We start from the raw sequence: 18,449 nt of genomic DNA on the forward strand, positions 1-18,449 counted from the left end.
CCGAAAGCACAGCCGGCCGCAGACGATTCCGTCGTGCTGGTCGACGGGGATTCCCACGGCTTCATCACGTACGACACGAAACACGAGGCACTGACCGGATACACGAGCGACGGTACCGAGAAATGGCGAGAAAGTCGCTATTTCCCCACCGACGTGCACTGCACGGTTTCCTGCCCCGACGCCGTCATATCCGCGACGGCCGACATGAACGGGCGGGAATCACGGACGCACACCGTCTGGAAGACCGGCGGCACCTCCACGGTCCACTCGTCCTCCAGTCGGTCTCTGGTCGTCCACTGGGCCAGGGACCAGAACACCTGGGTCGCGACCGACGAATCCTCGGTCCTCTGGTCGGAATCCGGGCACATCCACACCAAGAAGTTCACCGAAGGGGTCGGCGACGCGCTGGGGCGGGTCTCCGCGGACGACAGCACGCTGGTGGTCTCGGTCCAGCCCGGCTCCGCCCGGACCTGGAGCGGTTACCGCTTCCGGCTCAAGGGCGCGCCTCTCTCACCGGTCCTGGTCTCCGACGCACTGCCCGGAAGCATCGGCTGCCTGTCCGCACAGCAGGAAACCATGTGGACGCTCGGCAAGAAGGCCGTCGAGTACGGCCTGGCGACCGGCAGGAAGATCCGTGAAGTCCCGCAGTTCTCCAGCGACTGCGCCAGTTCCGCGAGCACGACCGTACTCGGGACCTTCTCAGCGGGTACGGACCAGGCGCAGCAACAGCAGACGATCTCCCTCGCCCCGGCGAACCGGTCCGCGCCCCTGCGCAAGACCGTGGTGAACGGCGACGGGGAGATCGGTGTCTTCCGTGACTGCGGAGTTGTCCTGTCGGACGGCCGGCTGACCATACTCTCGGCGGACGGCGGCAGACATCGGACGCAGGTCGACGCCCACAGCGTGGTGACCACCGCGGACGGACTCGTCTACAGCATCGGCCCGTCGGGCAAGCCGGAGCGGCACGGCATCACGGCCGGGAAGCGGCAGTGCCGCATCACATGACACCGTCCCGGCTCTGTCGCCGCGTCGAGAAGCAGGCCCAGGGCGCACCCGGCGAGTGACGGCGCGTGCGGGGCCTCTGCCGCGACCGTCGGGCAGGAGCGCGGGGCACCACGCCCCTGCTTCCGCCTGAGCGACCGCGGGCACGCCCGGACACGGAGGCCGAACCCGGTGCCACCGTCCGCTGCGCGCCCCCGCTCCCGCGCGACGGACAGGAGGACGGCCCCCCGCCGGTCACGCTGAGCTGGAGCGTCAGGTGATGACGGACGGCCCGGAGCGGATCGCGTCCCGGCCCGGACGGCGGCATGCCGGTGTGGTGACCGGGAGAAGGCCCCGTGGCGGCGGGGCCCCGGGCGCTCAGAGACCGAGGGCGTCGGTCAGCTGCTGGGTGAAGGTGAGGCTGGCGGTGCCGGCCGCCGCGCCGATGGCGATGTTCTCCAGGGCGGTGCGGATCCGGCCCCGGTTGGGCGGCAGACCGTCCTCCGCGGACTGTGCCAGTTCCCGCTGGACGACCTCGCCGTTGCTCACCAGCTGCGGGTACTCGGCGCGCAGCGCCTCGGTGAACCGGTCGGCGACGTGCATGAGCGCGGGCAGGTCCGGGGTGACGTAGGGGGTGCGGGTCCGGCCGCGGTCACGGAGGTCGGCCGGGCCGTGGTCGGGTCCGAAGTGGTAGGTGCTCATGTCCTGTCCTCGCTTGTGGGGCGGCGGCCCGGGTCCGGGCCGCAGGAGCCGTCGGATGGCTGGGGATCGCGGCTTCGGCGCGCCGCCCGCCCGGGAGGACCGCCCCCCGCGCGCCTGGAGGTGCCGGGACGGCCGACGTCACCGATGCCGCGGGTCCGCGGGTGGCCCGGAACGCTCCGCGCGATCGCGGGAACGCCGGGAGGGCCGAAAACAGCCACCCGTCCGGGTGACGGATGTGCGTTGACCGGGGTGCGGAAACCGGCACGGTGGTGACCGGGGACGCCGCCGCGAGCGGCCACGCGCGCGTCCCGGGCGCCGGACGGCGCCGGGCGCACCGGCTCACGGGCGGGGCTCCGCCCCTGCGTGTCGCCTGGTGGTGCGTCCGTCACCGTCATCCGTCCCCTCCGGCCCTTCCACGCGTTTCACCCTAGGGACGCCGCGCGGGGACTGTCGCGAGGTTCGGTGAGCACGCCCGCCCGGGGGCGGATGTGTGCTATCGGCCGCCGCGGTCCGGCGTTCCCCTGTGACGTCGGACCGCGGTGGCTCTCTGTTCTGCGCCGGGCCCGGCGTCCGCGTCACAGGGGTGCCGGAGCCGGCGCGCGTCAGGGGCGGTTATCGGCCAACTCCCCCTGCGGGTCAGTCGAAGCGGAGGGCGCCGGTGCGGGTGCGCTTCAGTTCGAAGAGGTCGGGATGCCGGGCCAGCGCCCGGAAGCTGTCGAAGAGTTCGGCCGCTTCGGCGCCGCGCGGAACGGCGCGCAGCACCGGGCCGAACCACACCGTGCCGTCGAGGTGGAGGGTAGGGGTGCCGACGTAGCCGCCGGTCTCCGGTTCGGCACCGGCCGTGTGGCTGCGGCGGACCGCCTCGTCGTACGACGGGTCATGGGCGGCGGCCGACAGCTCGGCGGGGAGACCGAGTTCGGCCAGCGACTCCTCGATCACCGTGTCGAAGTCCTCGCTGCCCTCTGCGTGGATGCGGGTCCCGAACGCGGTGTACAAATCGCGCAGCACCGTCTCGCCGTGCCGCTCGGCGGCGGCCGCCGCGACCCGCACCGGGCCGATCGAACGGTCCACCAGGTCCCGGTACCAGCCGGGGAGTTCGTTGCCGGTGTTGTGCAGGTACAGGCTCATCACCCGGAACCGGAGGTCGACCGGGCGCAGCCGCTCGACCTCCAGGAGCCAGCGGGAGGTGATCCAGGCGAAGGGGCAGGCCGGGTCGAAGAAGAAGTCGATCCGGGTCGGGACGGTGGGGGCGTCGGGGGTGGTTCCGGTGCTGCTGTGCGTCATACCGCCGACGCTAGAGGGCCGGTGGGCCGAAGTCCCGGCCCAATCAGCGCCGCTTTCCCTGGCCCACTCGACGCCCCCGGGACGCCTGCCCTCCGCCCCGTCCCGACGCGTCGCGGGCCGGGACGGCAGGCGTCAGCCGCCCTGGTGTGCCGCCTCGTCGGCCAGCCGGACCAGTTCGGTGACCGGCAGGGAGCCGGCCGGCCGGCGTTCGCGCGCGAACCGGTTCGCGAGGCGTTGCAGCAGGGCGTTCAGCGGCGTCGGCACGCCGTGCAGCCGGCCCAGCAGGACGATCTCGCCGTTGAGGTGGTCGGCCTCGATGGTGCCGGTGCCCCGCACGAGGGACTGCCAGGAGGAACCGCCGCCGCGCGGGGCACCGTCCAGCGGGACGAGGGTGACCTTGTCGCCGCGTGCCGCGCGCTGTTCCTCCACGCTCGCGTACGCGATCCCGGCCGCGTCGAGCACGGCCTCGCCCTCGGCCCGCACGCGCGCGTAGAGCTCCTCGGCGTCCCCACCGGTCACGGGCCCGCTCAGCGCTTCCAGGGCGTTGCCGAGGTTGCCGAGCAGTTTGGCGTACTGCCAGCGCGCCACGTCGGGCACGACCGGCGCCTCGAACCGGGCGTCCGCCAGGTCGGCGGCGATCCGCCGGGCGGTGTCGTCGGTGCCGTGCGGGACGCGGCCGAGGTGGAGGATGCCGGTCAGCGGGGTGCCCGCGGCCGAGACGACGCCGGGTTCCACGAACGTCGACGGCAGCCAGACGCAGACACCGTGGACGTGCCGGAAACGGCGCAGCGCCAGCCGTCCGCCCTCGACGCCGTTCTGGAGGCAGACCAGCGGCAGCCGTTCGGCCGCCGTCCCGCCCCCGGCTACGGGCACGTCCGCCCAGGCGTCCAGGGCGGCCACGGTGTCCTGGGTCTTGACGGCGAGGACGAGGACATCGTCGGCGCGCAGCTCGCCGAGCGGGCCCGGCCCGTCGACGGCGGGCAGCCGGTACGTCGACTCGCCCTCGGGGACGCGCAGTCGCAGTCCGTGGGCGCGCAGGGCCGCCAGGTGCCGGCCGCGGGCGACGAGAACGACCTCGCGCCCGGCCTGGGCCAGCCGGCCGCCGACGGTGCCGCCGACCGCTCCCGCCCCGATGATGAGGTAGCGCATGCCGCAGAGCCTGGCACACGCGCCGACCGTGTGCGGGTGGCCCGACCGGCATGCCACGCCCCGCCCTTGCCGGCCGCCGGCCCTGGCGTACCGTGCCGCGTCCCGGAACCGCGTCGCCGGGTGCGACGGCCCGGTGGTTCCCCGGGGGATCACATCGCCGCGCGCGGTTTCCGGGCCCGGCCCGGCACCGCGGCGTACCGCTGAAGGGCGCCCGTCACGGGCGGCGGCCCGGGAGTTCGGCCTCGATGAGGTCCGCCGCCCGCGGGGTGCCGCCCTCGCGGGCCGTCTCCGCCCGGATCTTTGCCAGCCGGCGCGCGACCTCCGGATCGTCCACGAGGGCGAGCGCGGCCTCGCGCAGCCGCTCGGCGGTGGCCTGCTCGGCCGGCAGGTGCCGGGCGACGCCGAGGCTCTGGAGCATGTCGGCGTTGCCGAACTGGTCGACGGCCTGCGGTACGGCGATCATGGGCGTGGCGGTGACCAGGCCCTCCTGGCTGCCGCCGGCGCCCGCGTGGGTGACGAACAGGTCGGCCTGCCGCAGGATCGCCAGCTGGGGCACCCAGCTGTGGACCTCCACACCGGCGGGTACGTCGCCCAGCTCGGCGCGGGTCACGTGCGGGCCGGTCTGGAGGACGAGGTGCCAGCCGGGCAGGTCCGCGAAGGCGCGCACGCACGCGCGGTAGAACGTGGGCTGCTTGGTGAACGCCGAGCCGAGCGAGACGAGCACGACCTTCTCCGCGCCGGCGGGCCGCTGCCAGTCGCCCTGGCCGGCGAGGTCGCCGCGGCAGGCGCCGACGAACGTGTGGACGCGTTCGTCGACCCGGTCGGCGTGCGGCTGGAGCGCCTTCGGGATGAGCACCAGGGAGCGTGCCGGGCGGCCGACGAAGGAGTCCGGGTCCCGGGTGATCCCGTTCTCGGCCAGCCACGCCTCGAACCGGGCGTAGTACGCCTGTCCGCGCTCGGTCCGCCGCGGTTCCCGCCACATCGGCTCGGCGACCTCCTCCTCGTAGCCCTCCCAGGCGACGAGGTTCGGGGAGAGGGAGATCGCGGGGACGCCCCAGCGGTGGGCGAGGACGCGGGCCGGGTAGGAGGCGATGTCGTGCAGGACCAGGTCGGGCGTGTCACCGGCGTAGGCGGCGGCGAGCTGCGGGAGCGCCTGGACGGCGTCGTCCAGGAAGGGCTCCACGTTGTCCAGCAGGGTGCTGCCCCACGCCTCGGGGTCGGCGTCGGGGCCGGGCAGGGTGGAGGTGTAGGGCACGGGCTCGGCGCCGGTGGCGGCCACCTTGTCGGCGAGGACCGGCGGGATGGCGTACGTGACCCGGTGGCCGCGGACGACGAGTTCACGGACGACCTCCAGGCTCGGGTTCACATGGCCGTGCGCGGCGATGGAGAACATGGCGATGTGGGCGGGTGCGGTCACGGGAGTCATGTCAGGGACCCTATGCGAGACGATACGTCTCGTCTAACGAATATCCCGCCACCTCCCAGCGGGACCGTCGCGCAGCGCCCCCGGGGTCAGCCGCTTCGCCCGCTCGGATCGGCGTGTTCGGGTTCGTCAGGACTCGACGCCTCGTCAAAGGAACCGCGCTTACCGGCCCACCTGGACGAATGGGAGACTGACCGGGAACGGCCCCGCGTCCGGCACACGCGGCGGGCCCGTGGAAGGCGCGGAAGACGGCACGGAGGCACGACGATGGACGAGGCACGGGCGCGGGACGTACTGGCCCTGGCGGGAGTGCTGCCGGGCCCGGCCCGGGACGCACGGCTCCTGGCCCTCGGCGAGAACGCGGTGTTCGCCGCCGGCGGCCTGGTGGTGAAGGTGGGCCGCGACGCCGAGCTGCTGGAGCGGGCCGGGCGCGAGCTGGCCGTCGCCGGCTGGCTGGCCGGGGCGGGCGTGCCGGCGGTACGGGCGGCCGAGCCCGAGCCGTTGCTGGTGGACGGCCATCCGGTGACCGTGTGGCACCGGCTCCCGGATCCCGTGCGGCCCGCCGAACCGCGGGACCTGGCCGGGCTGCTGCGGATCGTGCACGCCCTCCCCTCGCCCCCCTTCGCCCTGCCGCCCCGCGATCTGCTGGACGGTGTGGAGCGCTGGCTGCGGCTCGCCGGCGACGCGATCGACCCCGAGGACGCCGCCTATCTCCGTGCGCGCCGCGACGGCTTCGCGGTCCGGGCGGCGGCGCTGACCCCACGGCTGACGCCTGGCCCGGTCCACGGCGACGCGCTGCCCCGCAACGTGCACATCGGGCCGGACGGTCCGGTCCTGGTCGATCTGGAGACCTTCTCGGCCGATCTGCGCGAGCACGACCTGGTGGTCATGGCCCTCTCCCGCGACCGGTACGGACTGCCCGCCGACGCCTATGACTCCTTCACCTCGGCGTACGGCTGGGACGTGCGGGAGTGGGAGGGCTGCGCGGTGCTGCGGGGCGCCCGGGAGACGGCCAGCTGCGCCTGGGTGGCCCAGCACGCGCCGGGCAACCCGGAGGCGCTGGCCGAGTTCCGGCGCCGGGTGGCCTCCCTGCGCGACGGCGACCAGACGGTGCGCTGGTACCCGTTCTGAGCCGGCGGCGATCGCTCCGCTCAGACCCGCTCAGACCCGCTCGTCCACCGGCTCCCGCAGTGGCCACACCCCGTCCACCACCGCCCCCGCGTCCCCCTTGCGGCGCAGGAACGCCTGGAAGTCCGCCGCCCAGGCCGCGTACCACTCGATCTGACGGTGGTGCAGTTCCGCCGGGCCGAGGTCGGCGATCTTCGGGTGGCGGTCGGCTATGGCGGCGGCGAGACGGGCCGCGGCCAGGGCGTCGGCGGAGGCGTCGTGCGCGGCGCCGAGGACTATGCCGTACTCGGCGCAGACCGCTTCCAGGTTCCGCTTGCCGCGGCGGTAGCGGTCGACCCAGCGGTCGATGGTGTAGGGGTCGATGACCGGGGCGGGCCGCATGCCGCCCAGCCGGTCGGCGAGGGACGGCAGGCCGTACCGGCGCAGTTCCGCCGAGAGCAGGCTGAGGTCGAAGGCCGCGTTGTAGGCGACGACCGGGACGCCCGCCGTCCAGTAGGACACCAGGACGTCCGCGACGGCGTCGGCGACCCGGTCGGCCGGACGGCCCTCGGCCGTCGCGCGTTCGGTGCTGATGCCGTGCACGGCGACCGCGTCGGCCGGGATCTCCACGCCCGGATCGGCCAGCCACTCCCGGTGCCCCATGGGCTCACCGGCCCGCACCTCGATCACGGCAGCCGTGACGATGCGCGCCTCGCGCGGATCGGTCCCGGTCGTCTCCAGGTCGAAGCCGATCAGCAGCTCCTGGTGCCAGCCCATGGGCGGCCCCCCTTCTTGGTGGTGCTTTCCCCCAGTGGCCTTCACCCTCGCACGCGCCACTGACAATGGGGGGACCGCGTTCCGCTCGGCCGCGCGGACCGGTCAGGACACGGGGCGCGAATCCGACCAGGCCAGCTCGAACTCCTCGCGGTAAGTCGGGAAGAGCCCGGCTTCGCCCGACCGGTCCGGTCTGACCACCCGGCTGCCGTTGCGCAGCACCAGCACCGGCGACTCCATGCCCCGCGCCCCGCGCAGATAGGACTGCACCACGGCCACGCCGTCGGCGCCGTCGCCGTCCACCAGGTACGCGGTGAAGCGAGGCGTCTCGTCGTACACCTGGATCTCGAAGGCGCCCGGGTCGCGCAGCCTCGACCGCACCCGGCGCATGTGCAGGATGTTCATCTCCACGGAGCGGCCCAGTTCGCCCCGTTTCATCCCGAGTTCGCGTTCGCGGCGTTTGACCGAACTGGAGGCCGGGTTGAGGAAGAGCAGCCGCACCCGGCAGCCGGACTCGGCGAGCCGGAGCAGGCGCCGCCCGGAGAAGTTCTGCACCAGCAGGTTGAGCCCGATGCCGATGGCGTCGAGCCGGCGGGCGCCGTCGAAGATGTTCTCGGCCGGGAACTGGCGCAGCAGCCGCACCCGGTCGGAGTGGACGGCGACGACGTCGGCGTACCGGTCGCCGACCAGGTCCTCCACCGCGTCGACGGGCAGCCGGCGCGCCGAGGGCACGTCACCGCCCGCGCCGAGCATCTCCAGCAGCCGCGCCGAGGCCCGCTCGGCCTGGCCGAGGACCGCCTCCGACAGGGCCCGGTTGCGGGAGACGACGTTGCGGGTCACCTCCAGCTCGTCCAGGGCGAGTTCGAGGTCCCGGCGTTCGTCGAAGTAGGGCTCGAAGCACGGCCAGTGCTGCACCACCAGCTCGCGCAGCTGCGGCAGTGTGAGGAAACTGAGCACGTTGTCGTCGGCCGGGTCGAGCAGATAGCCCTTGCGGCGGCTGACCTCGCGTACGGCGACCGCGCGCTGCACCCACTCCTGCCCGGCCGGGCCGGCCGCGGCGACCACCCACTCGTCGCCGTGGACGGGTTCGTAGACGGGCCGCAGCACGGCGGCCACGACCGCGCGCAGCCGTTGTTCGACGAGGTTCAGCCAGATGTAGGCCCGGCCGGCCCGCTGCGCGCGGGTGTGCACCTCGCGCCAGGCGTCGGCGTCCCAGTCCAGGTCCGGCCCGATGGATCCCGCGTCCATCGGCCGGGCCAGGGACACCGCGCCGGGCGGGACGTCTGCGGAGTTCCCCTCGTGACCCTCGTCACCAGAAGGCAGCTCCAGCCCTCCCGAGCCCACCCGCGCACCGCCTTCCGCTCCCCCGGGCCTTCCCCGTCTCAACGATCAAGGAAGGGTACTCCGCGAGGGGTGCGCGGTGCAGCCGGACGGTCAGGTCGGTTTCCCGTCCGCCGCGCTCAACTACGCCACCGCCAGTGACCGTTCTGCCATGCCAGGTCCTTGGGAGTGAGCGGATTCATAGCCGTGACGTCCCGGGGGGCGATGGAGAAGCCCTGCCAGTGCACGGGCATGGGCTGCTGGTCCTCGTCCCGCGCGATGTGGTGGAAGCCGACGTTCATCCAGACCACCGGGTGGCTGAGGGTCTGGCCGCCGACCCACTTGTCGACGGACTGCGGGTGTCCGGCGGCGCACCCGGGGTTGTTGCTGGCGAACAGCTCGCACGGGTCGTACTCGGTGACGTACATGTCGTGCCTGGTGAAACTGCGGCCGGGGTACCGGGTGGTGGGCCCGGGGACCAGCTCGTAGGAGCGGGCGTGGCCGTCCTTGTTCCGGCCGGTCGCGCTGACCACCCGCCACCAGCGGTAGGTCTTGTAGTCGGCCGCGAGTTCCCTGGTGACCTCGGTGCGGGTGGTCCTGGCGGACGGGCCCTCCTGCCGGCCGGAGGGGGCGCTGACGGTCGAGTCGTACTGCTCGACCTTCGTGCGGGAGGAGCCGTCGAGGCCGAAGTCCAGCCGCCAGAAGACGTTGTGGCTGTGGCTGGTGGAGTAGTCCTTGGCGCCCTTGCCTATGGGCCAGCCCCGTCCGTCCTGGGCGTTGTAGTCCTCCCAGGAGAGGCTGCCGGTCGCGCCGACGTTCATGTCGATCGTGCCGTCGTCCCGGAACCGCCACTCGGTGATGTACTCGTACCAGCCGACCTGGTTGACCGTGTACACCAGCAGGTCCTTGCCCTGCGCCTGGTGGACCCGGCCGGTGGCGAAGTCCGACATCCGGTAGGCGTGGCCGCGGGAACGGGTGGTCGTGCACAGGCCCTTGACGTCCGGGTGCCGCGGATCCCCGTCCGGCACCCTGACCGGCTTGATGGTGCCGCCGGGGCATTCGCCGGGCGCCAGCTCCATCAGCCCCTGGGCGAAGCCCTGGCCCGTCAGGTCGTCGTACTCGTGCTTGCCGTCGTCGTAGGGGACGTGGATCTGGCCGAGTCTGGCGCTGTTGAGGACCTTGATCGGCTTGGTCTCGCCCTTGGGCTGGTAGGAGATGTTCTCCAGGACGAGGCCGGCCTTGCTGTCGTAGCGCCGGCACATGCGCCAAGTCGTGCCGGTGGACAGCTTCTGTTCGATTCTGTAGGCGGTGCTGCATCCGGCGGCCGGCGCGGCCGCGGTCTGCGGGCGGGCCGCGGCCGGGCCGGCGCCCGTGGTGGCGCCGGCGGCCAGCGCGGCGAGGGAGAAGGCGACGGCCGCTCCCTTGCGGACACGGCCGGCGGCTCGGGCCCGGACGCCGCCGGGCAGGTGCTGTGCGGGCATGACGAGGTGACTCCCTTGCCGGAGGTCGGGTGGGTGAGGCGGGCGGCGGCCGGTCAGCCCCGGTCGAGGGCGGCGGCCTTGCGGGTGCTGAGGTCGATCACCAGGTCCCGGGTGTCGATCCAGGGGCCGTTCCTGACCTTGGAGAACAGCCGCACGCAGCGCTGCGTCCCGCAGTCGCCGAGCACCGCCGGCTGGGCGCCCGGTGCCGCCCGGTAGACGCCGCCGCTCAGCTCCAGCTGGTCCGGGGAGGTCAGCTCCCTGCCGGTGGCGTCCTTGTAGTCCTCCCTCAGGCCCGCGCCGAGCGGGCCGGCGATGAGGATCCGGGCCGCTTCGGCGTTCTCGGCGCGGCTCGGCGGCGGCTGGACGCCGCGCTGGGTGCCGGTCCGCTCGGCCTTCCCGGTCCGCAGGTCGACGGTCGTGGTGACGAGGGTGTCGGTCCGGTAGTCGTAGGCGGTCACGTCGGCCCGGCGCGGCGCGTCCGGGTCGTCGGCCTCGCCGGGTCCGGGTTCGGCGAGGTCGACGGCGAGGCGCTGCGGACCGCGGCCGCCGCCGGCGTCGCGGCCCGTGACCGACAGCCGCCCGGTGACGGCGGCCTTCTCGACGCGCCGGATCTCGTCGTCGGTCAGCGGGTCACGGCCCGTGCCCTGTTCCCGCTGGGCGGGCGCCCGCTCCACGACGCCCGGCCGGACGGTGTCCGGTCCGTCAGCGGCCTGTCCCGCGGCCCGGAGGCCGCCGCCCCCCGCGCCCCCGGAGTCGTCCGCGCCCGCCGTGCCCGGCAGGGTGACCGCGACCATCGCGGCGGTCCCCGCCGCCGCGAGGGCCGCGCCGGTCAGTAATTTCCCCAGATGGCGGTGGACTGTCTCGCGCACATTTTCCCCCTGCTGCCCGTGGTCGTCGGGAGTACGTGTTTGCCCCGCTGGTTCGGCGCAGGGCGGGTACCAGAACCGCCATGCGCACTGGTCGGTGGGTAAGAGGGACGTAAGTCGCGGAGGGTTCCGCCACTTGCGGGCACATTCGGGGGTCAACACGGCTCCCGGCGGCAGCACACCTGGGAGAGTCGTATCCATGCAGGTCTGGCCTGGCGAGAGGTATCCGCTCGGCGCCACCTATGACGGCGCCGGCACCAACTTCGCGGTCTTCACGGAGGCCGCGGACCGAGTAGAACTGTGTCTGCTGCACGACGACGGCTCGGAGACGGCCGTGGAACTGCGCGAGAGCGACGCATTCGTGCGGCACGCGTACGTGCCGGGCGTGATGCCGGGACAACGGTACGGGTTCCGGGTGCACGGCCCGTACGACCCCGCGCGCGGACTGCGCTGCAACTCGGCGAAGCTGCTGCTCGACCCGTACGCGAAGGCGGTGAGCGGGTCGATCCGGTGGGGCGAGGAGGTGTACGGCTACCACTTCGACGACCCGGAACGGCGCAACGACCTGGACTCCGCGCCGCACACCATGGCGTCGGTGGTCATCAACCCCTACTTCGACTGGGGCGACGACCGGCCGCCCCGCACCGAGTACCACCGCACGGTGATCTACGAGGCCCACGTCAAGGGCCTGACCATGCGGCACCCCGGGCTGCCGGAGGAACTGCGGGGTACCTACGCGGGGCTCGCCCATCCGGCGGTCATCGAACACCTGACCAAGCTCGGGGTGACGGCGCTCGAACTGATGCCCGTCCACCAGTTCGTGAACGACCACCGGCTGGTCGACATGGGCCTGAACAACTACTGGGGATACAACACCCTCGGTTTCTTCGCCCCGCACAACGCGTACGCCTCCTGGGGCGACCGCGGCCAGCAGGTGCTGGAGTTCAAGTCGGCGGTCCGGGCCCTGCACGAGGCCGGGATCGAGGTCATCCTGGACGTCGTCTACAACCACACCGCCGAGGGCAACCATCTGGGCCCGACGCTGTCCCTCAAGGGCATCGACAACCCGTCGTACTACCGCCTGACCGAGGATCCGCGCTACTACATGGACACCACGGGCACCGGCAACTCGCTGCTCATGCGGTCCCCGCACGTGCTCCAGCTGATCATGGACTCGCTGCGCTACTGGGTCACCGAGATGCACGTCGACGGCTTCCGCTTCGACCTCGCGGCCACCCTGGCCCGGCAGTTCCACGAGGTGGACCGGCTGTCGTCGTTCTTCGACCTGGTGCAGCAGGACCCGGTGGTCTCCCAGGTGAAGCTGATCGCCGAACCGTGGGACGTCGGCGAGGGCGGCTACCAGGTGGGCAACTTCCCGCCCATGTGGACCGAGTGGAACGGAAAGTACCGGGACACCGTGCGGGACGTGTGGCGGGGCGAGTCGCGCGCGCTGGCGGAGTTCGCCTCCCGGCTCACCGGCTCCTCGGACCTCTACCAGGACGACGGCCGCCGTCCGCTGGCCTCCATCAACTTCGTCACCTGCCACGACGGCTTCACACTGCACGACCTCGTCGCGTACAACGACAAGCACAACGAAGCCAACGGCGAGGAGAACCGGGACGGCGAGAGCCACAACCGGTCCTGGAACTGCGGGGCGGAGGGCGACACCGACGACCCCGGGGTGCTGGAGCTGCGCGCCCGGCAGATGCGGAACTTCATCGCCACGCTGATGCTGTCCCAGGGCGTGCCGATGATCAGCCACGGCGACGAGTTCGCCCGCACCCAGGGCGGCAACAACAACGCCTACTGCCAGGACAACGAACTGTCGTGGGTGGACTGGCCGGACTCCCTGGAGAGCGACCTGCTGGAGTTCGTCCGCTCCATGGTGTGGCTGCGCCGGGACCACCCGGTCTTCCGCCGGCGCCGCTTCTTCCACGGCCGCCCGGTGGAGGGCCCGCACGACGAGCTGTCCGACATCGCCTGGTTCACCCCCGACGGCGGCGAGATGACCCAGCAGGACTGGGACTCGGCGCCGGCGTCCGCGCTGACGGTGTTCCTGAACGGCAACGCGATCTCGGAACCCGGCCCGCGCGGGGAGCACATCGCCGACGACTCCTTCCTGCTGATGTTCAACGCCTCGCCCGAGCCGCTGGACTTCCTGGTACCGGCCGACCTCGGCCGGCAGTGGCAGGTGGTGGTCGACACGGCCCGCCCGGACGGGGTGCCGCCGAACACGGGCGAGAAGGTCGCGGCCGGCGACCGGATCACCCTGCCGGACCGCAGCCTGACGGTGCTGCAACGCCCCGCGTGAGCGCCGGCCCGCCGGGACCGGGCGCCGCCGGGAACACCCGGAGCGCCCGCTCCCGGCGGACCTGACGGCGGCGTGACGGCGGCACGAGACGGCGTGACGGCGGCACGAGGCGGCGTGACGGCGGCACGAGGCGGCGTGACGGCGGCGTGACCGCGTCCCCTGGAGGCGGGCCTCACGGCGGGCTTTCGGCGGGCTTTCGGCCGGCTTCGGCGGAGGCCGCCCTGGGAGCCGGGCGGGCAGCCGGGCGGGCGGACGGACGGCGGCCTGTAGGCCGTCCGGCCCAGCGCACGTGCCCCGCCGGACAGCCCCCGTGCCGGACCCGGCACGCTCGTCCGGACGGTCGGCCGGACGGCCGGCGGCACCCTCCCCGGGCCGGACGGCACCGCCGGCAGCCGCCGTCGTCCCCGTCCATCCCCCCGTCCGGCGCCGGGCACACGCGCGTGGATCGGCGCTGAGGTGACACGAAACCCGGCGAGCTGGGTACGTAGGTTCCCATGACTTCTGCGCGCCCCGGACCGGAGGTGCCCACGGCCACCTACCGGCTCCAGCTCCAGCCCGCGTTCCCGTTCGCGGCCGCCGCGGCGGCCGTCCCCTACCTGGCGTCGCTCGGCGTCTCGCATCTGCACCTGTCCCCGGTCCTGGAGGCCGTCCCCGGCTCGGCGCACGGCTACGACGTGGTGGACCACACGCGTGTGCGCGAGGAACTGGGCGGCGAGGACGGCCTGCGCGCCCTGGCGCACACCGCGCGGGAGCACGGCCTCGGCCTGGTCGCGGACATCGTGCCCAACCACATGGCGATGGCGCCCCGGCACAACCACGCCCTGTGGGAGGTGCTGCGCGAGGGCACCGGCTCGCCGTACGCGCGCTGGTTCGACATCGACTGGCAGGCGCAGGGCGGCCGGATGCTGCTGCCCGTGCTCGGCGGCCCGGTCGGCACGGAGCTGGAACACCTGCGGGTCGACGGTGACGTGCTGCGCTACCACGACCACGCCTTCCCGCTCCGCCCCGGCACCGCGCACCTGCCGCTGCCCCAGCTGCTGGACGCCCAGTGGTACCGCCCGGTGTGGTGGCGGCTGGCCCGCACCGAACTGAACTACCGGCGCTTCTTCAGCATCTCGGAACTCATCGGGCTGCGGGTGGAGGACCCGGAGGTCTTCGACGCCACCCACGCCAAGATCCTCCAGCTGCTGGCGGAGGGCGTGCTCGACGGGCTGCGCGTCGACCACCCCGACGGACTCGCCGACCCCGACGGCTACCTGGCGCGGCTGCACGAGGCGACCGGCGGGCGCTGGACGGTCGTGGAGAAGATCCTGGCCGACGGCGAGCACCTGCCGGCCACCTGGCCCGTCGCGGGCACCACGGGTTACGACGCCCTGCGGCACGTCGACGGCCTGTTCACGGACCGCACCGGGGCGTACGGCCTGCTGGGCCGGTACCGGGCCTTCGCGGCACCGCAGACGGACCGGGGCGGCAACTGGGAGGCCACGGCCCGGCGGGCCGCCTACAAGGTGCTCACGCACGAACTGGCCGCCGAGACCGACCGGCTCACCCGGGTCGCCACGCGGCTGTGCGCCGTCTCGCCCGACCTGTCGCTGCGCGACCGGGCACCCTGGGCGCTGCGCACGGCCGTGGAGGAGCTGCTCGTCCGGATGCGGGTCTACCGGCCCTACGCCTCCGGTGACGCCGCCGCCGTCGTCACCGAGGAGGCCGCCGAGGAGGCCCGGCTGGCCTTCGTGGTGCCGGAGGAGGCCGAGGCCGTCGGCGTCGTGCGCCGGCTGCTGGTGGAACCGCCCGGTGACCCGTCCGCGCCGGACCACGCCGACCGGGTGGAGTTCCGCACCCGGTTCGCGCAGACCGCGTCGGCGCTGCGCGCCAAGGCGGTGGAGGACACCGCCTTCTACCGCTTCGTGCCGCTGCTGTCGGCCAACGAGGTGGGCGGCGACCCGGGCAGCCCGGGTGTCTCCCCGGACGACTTCCACGCGTACTGCGCGCGCGTACAGCGCGACTGGCCGCTCACCGGCACGGTCGTCACCACGCACGACACCAAGCGCAGCGCCGACGTGCGCGCGGCGCTGGCCGTGCTCACCGAGTGCCCGGACCACTGGGCGGAGCTGCTCGCCGAGGTGACCCGGGCCGAGGAGGGAGTGCCGGACGGGCAGCTGGCCTGGGCCGCCTGGCAGACGGTGTTCGGGCTGGGTCCGGCCGAGGAGGAGCGGGTCCGGGAGGCGCTGCTCAAACACGTGCGCGAGGCGGGCATGTACACCAGCTGGACGGAGCAGGAGCCGCCGTACGAGGAGGCGGTGACCGCCTTCGTGGCCGCGGGGCCCTGCGGGCCGCCCGGCGAGCGCGTGGCCGCGTTCCGCAAGGCGCTGGAACCGCACGTGCGGGCCAACGTCCTCGGCACCGCGCTGGTCCACCTGACGATGCCGGGGGTGCCGGACGTGTACCAGGGCACGGAGGGCGAGTACCGGGCGCTGGTGGACCCGGACAACCGGCGGCCCGTGGCCTTCCCGCCGGAGGGGCCCGGAGAGAAGGACGCGCTGACCGCGGCGGCGCTGCGGCTGCGCGCCCGGCGGCCCGGCGCGTTCGGCGCGGGCGGGTCGTACGACCCGCTGGCCGCCGAGGGCCCGGCGGCCGGGCACTGCCTGGCGTTCGCACGCTCCGGCGAGGTGGTCACGGCGGTGACCCGGCTGTCGCTGCGGCTCGCGGAGGCGGGCGGCTGGCAGGACACGCGGCTGGCGCTGCCGCCCGGGCGCTGGAGGGACGTCCTCGCACCGGAACGCGAGTTCACCGCTCACGCGCGCGTGGCGGACCTCTTCGACCGGTCCCCGGTGGTGCTGCTGGAGCGGGCCGGGTAGGACTGAGGCGGCGGAGCCGGCTCGGCGGGCGCCAGGGGTCCTCGGACGGACCGGTGGCGCCCGGGCCGGCCAGGTGGCCCGCAGGAGCTCCACGAAGGCCGCGGCGGCCCCTGCGGGCGGCACGCGCGCGTAGACGGTCACGGGCCGCTGAGTACGCCCCCTTCCACCGGTCCATGGGCGCCCAGGTCACCCTCGTGGAGGCCGCCGACCGGATCGTGCCGCTGGAGGACGCCGATGTGAGCCGGTATCCCACGCGGCGCGGGGTTCGTCGTACCGGCGGACCGGGGCCGGCTGGAGACGGCCGTGCCCGGCATCCACGTGGTGGGCGACCTGCTGCCGCCGCCGTCGCCGGGGCTCGCCCACGCCTCCTTCGCGGAGGGCCTGCTGGTGGCGAGACGCCGGCGGGGCTGCCGTCGGCACCGGTCGATCACGCGGCCGTGCCCCGGGTGACGTACTCCTCGCCGCGGACCGCCTCGGTGGGGCTCGGCGAGGCCGAGGCACGCGCGCGTGGGCACGAGGTCCGCGTCAACACGATGCCGCTGACCGCCGTGGCCAAGGGGATGGTGCACGGGCAGGCGGGATGGTGAAGGTCGTGGCGGAGGCCGGCGGCGGGCGGGTGCCCGGCGTGCACCTGGTCGGCCCGCACGTGTCGGAGATCATCGCCGAGAGCCGGCTGATCGTCGGCTGGGACGCCGAGCCGGCGGACGTCGCCCGGCATGTGCACGCGCATCCCACGCTGTCGGAGGCGGTGGGCGAGGTGTTCCTGACGCTCGCGGGGCGCGGTCTGCACCAGCAGTGAGCCCACGGCACACAGCCGGCCGCGGCCCCGCCGGGGAACCGCTCCCGGACGCCGGGGACAACTCCTGCCGCACGCTTGACAGTTCACACCTCCCGTGCGGGACTGAGAGGGCGAAGCCGGGCGGAACCAGTCGGGGGTGAGTCTTCTGCCGGAGCTGCGCTATCCCAGCGTTCCCGAACTCATCGCCTGCGCGCGGACGCTGGCCGCTCGCGATCCCGGGCTGTGCGCGCTGCGCGAGGTGGGTGTCTCGCGCGCGGGAAGACCGCTGCACCTGCTGTCGGTGGGGCATGCCCGCCGGGCGGTGCTGGTCGTGGCGGGTGCCCACGCCAACGAGCCCGCGGGCGGTTCCACCCTGCGGGTGCTGGCCGAAAGAGTGCTGTCGGAACGGGAGCTGCGGGGGGACACCTCCTGGCACTTCCTGCTGTGCGCGGACCCGGACGGGGCGAGCCTGCACGTGACCCCGGCGCCGCGCAGCCTGCTCGACTACCACCTCGGGTTCTACCGGCCGACGGGCGCGGAGCAGCCGGAGTGGTCGCCGTCCGTGCTGCCCCCGGACCGGCTGCCGCCGGAGACGCGGACGCTGACCGGGGTCATCGACGAACTGCGCCCGTACCTCCAGGTGACGCTGCACGGCACCGATCTGGGCGGCAGCTGGGTGCAGCTGACGAAGGACGTGCCGGGGCTGGCCGAGCCGTTCGCCAAGTCCGCGGCGGAGCTGCACATCCCGGTGGAGACGGGGGCCTCGGACGCGGCGCTCTGGCCGGCCTCCGGTCCCGGGGTGCATGTGATGCCCGGCCCGGAGACGGGCGTGGCCTACCCGAGCATGCCGGACGACGCCCGGCACAGCACCTGGTACCACGCGCACCGGTACGGCGGACTGACGGCCGTGGTCGAGGTGCCGATGTGGGCCAGCGACCTGGTGGGCGACCCGGCGCCGCACCCGGCACCGGCCGCGGCCATACAGCGGCTGGCGGCGCGGCTGCTGCGGGACGCGCGGGAGGTGGAGCGGGTCCTCGCCGAGGCGCTGCCCCGGTTGGACGGCCGGGACGGGCCGCTGCTGCGGGCCGCGCGGTGGGCGCTGGAGCTGGTTCCGGGCCTGGCCGAGGACTGGGTCCACACGCCGCCGGCCGGCAACACGATGGCGTACGTCGGCAGTGTGGACGCCTTCGGGCGGCGGCTGCCGCTGCGGGCGGCGTCGATGCTGCTCCGGGTGCTGCGGGAGGCGGACGACCGGGCGGCGCCCCGGCTGCAGGAGCTGGTCGCCACCTGGTGCGACGCCTTCGCCGCGCGCTTCGGGGCCCGCTGGGTGCCGTTGGAGCACCAGGTGGAGCACCAGTCGCGGACGGTGCTGGTGGCGGCGCAGCGGGCGCGCGACCGGGTGGCGTGAGCCGCTG

13 protein-coding genes and 1 pseudogene are annotated in these 18,449 nt (G+C 73.9%); 6 read left to right on the forward strand and 8 right to left on the reverse strand.

What is annotated here, in order from left to right:
* The first annotated feature begins 33 nt into the window (after positions 1 to 33).
* On the forward strand, positions 34 to 1,005 hold the full coding sequence (locus ABZ117_RS03480) for a hypothetical protein (protein WP_356816948.1): 972 nt from the start codon (positions 34 to 36) through the stop codon (positions 1,003 to 1,005).
* A 354-nt stretch (positions 1,006 to 1,359) separates the two neighbouring features.
* On the opposite strand, the gene ABZ117_RS03485 is transcribed toward ABZ117_RS03480, so the two are convergent.
* The 4 genes from ABZ117_RS03485 to mgt form a co-directional block, all read right to left on the reverse strand.
* Complete coding sequence (locus ABZ117_RS03485) at positions 1,360 to 1,683, reverse strand: hypothetical protein (protein WP_356816950.1); 324 nt, start codon at positions 1,681 to 1,683, stop codon at positions 1,360 to 1,362.
* A gap of 636 nt (positions 1,684 to 2,319) precedes the next feature.
* Complete coding sequence (locus ABZ117_RS03490) at positions 2,320 to 2,967, reverse strand: DsbA family protein (RefSeq protein WP_356816952.1); 648 nt, start codon at positions 2,965 to 2,967, stop codon at positions 2,320 to 2,322.
* A 132-nt stretch (positions 2,968 to 3,099) separates the two neighbouring features.
* Positions 3,100 to 4,116 carry a 2-dehydropantoate 2-reductase N-terminal domain-containing protein gene (locus tag ABZ117_RS03495; protein WP_356816954.1) on the reverse strand — a complete coding sequence of 339 codons (1,017 nt, stop codon included), beginning with the start codon at positions 4,114 to 4,116 and terminating at the stop codon, positions 3,100 to 3,102.
* A 214-nt stretch (positions 4,117 to 4,330) separates the two neighbouring features.
* A complete protein-coding gene (mgt, locus tag ABZ117_RS03500) occupies positions 4,331 to 5,542 on the reverse strand; it encodes a macrolide-inactivating glycosyltransferase (RefSeq protein WP_356816956.1) in 1,212 nt (403 codons plus the stop codon).
* A gap of 264 nt (positions 5,543 to 5,806) precedes the next feature.
* On the opposite strand from mgt, the gene ABZ117_RS03505 reads away from it, so the two are divergent.
* Positions 5,807 to 6,670, forward strand: a complete 864-nt coding sequence (locus ABZ117_RS03505) for an aminoglycoside phosphotransferase family protein (protein WP_356816958.1) — start codon at positions 5,807 to 5,809, stop codon at positions 6,668 to 6,670.
* A 30-nt stretch (positions 6,671 to 6,700) separates the two neighbouring features.
* On the opposite strand, the gene ABZ117_RS03510 is transcribed toward ABZ117_RS03505, so the two are convergent.
* From ABZ117_RS03510 to ABZ117_RS03525, 4 genes are all read right to left on the reverse strand, one after another.
* Positions 6,701 to 7,423 (reverse strand): 3'-5' exonuclease, encoded by a 723-nt coding sequence (locus tag ABZ117_RS03510; protein ID WP_356816960.1) that lies wholly within the window; start codon positions 7,421 to 7,423, stop codon positions 6,701 to 6,703.
* A gap of 102 nt (positions 7,424 to 7,525) precedes the next feature.
* Positions 7,526 to 8,764: an SAV2148 family HEPN domain-containing protein gene (locus ABZ117_RS03515; RefSeq protein ID WP_356816962.1), complete on the reverse strand. Its 1,239-nt coding sequence runs from the start codon at positions 8,762 to 8,764 to the stop codon at positions 7,526 to 7,528.
* A gap of 116 nt (positions 8,765 to 8,880) precedes the next feature.
* Positions 8,881 to 10,221 (reverse strand): copper amine oxidase, encoded by a 1,341-nt coding sequence (locus ABZ117_RS03520; RefSeq protein ID WP_356816964.1) that lies wholly within the window; start codon positions 10,219 to 10,221, stop codon positions 8,881 to 8,883.
* Positions 10,222 to 10,274: 53 nt separating this feature from the next.
* Positions 10,275 to 11,090 (reverse strand): Tat pathway signal sequence domain protein, encoded by an 816-nt coding sequence (locus tag ABZ117_RS03525; RefSeq protein ID WP_356816966.1) that lies wholly within the window; start codon positions 11,088 to 11,090, stop codon positions 10,275 to 10,277.
* A 196-nt stretch (positions 11,091 to 11,286) separates the two neighbouring features.
* On the opposite strand from ABZ117_RS03525, the gene glgX reads away from it, so the two are divergent.
* The 4 genes and pseudogenes from glgX to ABZ117_RS03545 all read left to right on the forward strand — a co-directional run bounded on the left by glgX (position 11,287) and on the right by ABZ117_RS03545 (position 18,442).
* Positions 11,287 to 13,398 carry a glycogen debranching protein GlgX gene (gene glgX, locus ABZ117_RS03530; RefSeq protein WP_356816968.1) on the forward strand — a complete coding sequence of 704 codons (2,112 nt, stop codon included), beginning with the start codon at positions 11,287 to 11,289 and terminating at the stop codon, positions 13,396 to 13,398.
* A gap of 494 nt (positions 13,399 to 13,892) precedes the next feature.
* Entirely contained in the window at positions 13,893 to 16,256 is a 2,364-nt protein-coding gene (gene treY / locus ABZ117_RS03535; RefSeq protein ID WP_356816970.1) for a malto-oligosyltrehalose synthase, read from the forward strand.
* A gap of 149 nt (positions 16,257 to 16,405) precedes the next feature.
* A pseudogene (locus ABZ117_RS03540) lies at positions 16,406 to 17,055 on the forward strand (hypothetical protein); the annotation flags it as partial.
* A gap of 136 nt (positions 17,056 to 17,191) precedes the next feature.
* A complete protein-coding gene (locus ABZ117_RS03545; protein ID WP_356816972.1) occupies positions 17,192 to 18,442 on the forward strand; it encodes a M14 family zinc carboxypeptidase in 1,251 nt (416 codons plus the stop codon).
* The last annotated feature ends 7 nt before the right edge of the window (positions 18,443 to 18,449 follow it).

Origin of the sequence: Streptomyces sp. NPDC006309, from assembly GCF_040613095.1 — a bacterium.
Classification (GTDB): Bacteria; Actinomycetota; Actinomycetes; order Streptomycetales; family Streptomycetaceae; genus Streptomyces.